Genomic DNA, 1,928 nt, shown 5'->3' on the forward strand with positions numbered 1-1,928 from the left:
TGCCATTGTTAACTATCAGGCAAGCAAAATTCAGAAACTCACCCCTGCTGCCCCCGACAACCAAGCCATAGCCCAAGCCGAACTCGACAACTACATCGCAACCCAAGCCCAAGCCGTAGCTCCCGAACCCTTCAAAATAGTCGAAATCTCTTTTGACCATCACGAATATTACTCTGATGACAAACTGGTAGCCAGCATCAGCCATGACGATAACCACTTAACCCAACGCTGGGTAGTAATGGTCAACGGTAAAGAAGTATTTCGTGCCAACACTCTAATGCGTTGCGATCGCTTCATCTGCATCCACTACAAAGACGGTTCATTACCAGTGCAAGAAGAAGCAGGGGGCAGAGAGGAAAGATTCTCTCCCATGCACCCCGCACCCTGCTCCTTGTCCTCTTCTACTACTGAAAACCAAATCATGGCGCATATCTTCAACGAGTGCCAGAATTATGGATTTGAAATTCTCGATGATGGCATTTACAACAACAAGGGCGTGAAACTGGGGCAAGTCGGATGCACTGACGGTAACTGGTGGGTGAAGAAGCGTTATTCAGTCCAGCAGCAGTATTCTAACTCGGTGCTTGATGCTGTGCTATCGCTGTCGATGGTGGATACATCACTGGCTGAAACAGTTCACAAATACTTGCAAGACCGACCCTTAGAGCAACTGACTACTGAGGAATTACAGCAGCTTTTCAACCATGAAGTGCGATCGCAAGTTCAAGAATTAGTCACAGTGTAAAGCCTCATGTGGGCAGTAGTGGAAATTGCTGCTTACTTTGAGGTATTTTTTGGGCGTTCTTCTCCAAACACACCCAAACCTCAACTCTATTACTTGCTGAAAAACATATTAGTCAAGGAGTCAGCATGAGTTTATCTTTAAACCAAAGCGCTTTAATCGAGTCTCCTTCGTTGAGAACATCTGCATTAGATGGATTAGATGCTTCGCGCTCTCAACAAGTATTGAACAAAGCTAAAGCCATTGTGTTTGCTGTTTGGAATGGCGAGGGCTGGGCAACAGTTGAACAGTTAGCTCAGTACTTCCAATGTTCTATACCAGGTGTTAAGCATATCTACGAGAGAAACAGCAAAGAGTTTCGAGATAACGAAACCAGAAAATTGACTGGTAAAGACTTGTCTGATGCTCGCTCCTTGTTGGGTTTACCATCCAGAACATTACAAGCTAGGGTATTTTCACCTTCTGGAACACTTCGGATCGCAATGCTGCTCACTGAATCCGAAATTGCCGCTCAAGTGCGAACAATTATCTTAGAGCTAGTTGCAGGAGTGCCTAAGATTACATCAAAAGTTGATACTCCCACTATTCTAGCCCTCCCTCCAGTCGAGCAACGGCTACATACTTTTGTACAGGCAATGAAGACTTTAGCCGAACTCACAGGTGGCAGACTCAACCCATACATGGAACAGAATTGCAAAGATTTCGCCGCCAATCTTTCAGCTGACTACAACAGACAAACTCTAACCGGCACACAAGAGAAGTGGATGGGCGTGGTGAATTTTGCAGAGAGCGAACTTGGTAAGAAAGTCCCCCTAAGCGGCACTCACTACCGGGGACACTTGGGTACATGGGTGAGAACATTCTACCCGCACTTGGGCAATCGCCAAGAAACGCGATTGGTCAACGGTGTACAGCAGCCTATTTATGTCTACGCTTGTCACGAGCCGACTGTTGCGGCTGGGTTGACCAAAGCTATAGAAGAGTTCTTTGCTCATCCCAGTCCTAGTGCAGCGCTAAGGCAGGCAGGTGCTTTCGCTAGCAAAAAGGAACCAGCGCTGGCTAAATGAAAGCGAACGCTTCCACCACAGAAACGTTCGCTAATTTAAAGATGGAAGTTTTTGCTAAAGCATCAAATATCACCAATAACATTAAAAGCTTCTCTTTCACGTAGTCAAGCAACTACCAA

The 1,928-nt window shown here is 46.1% G+C and carries 2 protein-coding genes; both read left to right on the forward strand.

Annotated features, from left to right (window positions below; translation table 11 throughout):
- Positions 1-745, forward strand: a 745-nt coding sequence (locus tag H6G26_RS41380; protein WP_199327306.1) for a hypothetical protein, incomplete at its 5' end; no start/stop codon positions are given.
- Between the two features lie 125 nt (positions 746-870).
- Positions 871-1,809, forward strand: a complete 939-nt coding sequence (locus H6G26_RS41385) for a hypothetical protein (protein WP_190737904.1) — start codon at positions 871-873, stop codon at positions 1,807-1,809.
- Positions 1,810-1,928: the final 119 nt, after the last annotated feature.

The sequence above is a fragment of the Nostoc sp. FACHB-888 genome (genome assembly GCF_014696655.1).
GTDB lineage: Bacteria > Cyanobacteriota > Cyanobacteriia > Cyanobacteriales > Nostocaceae > Nostoc.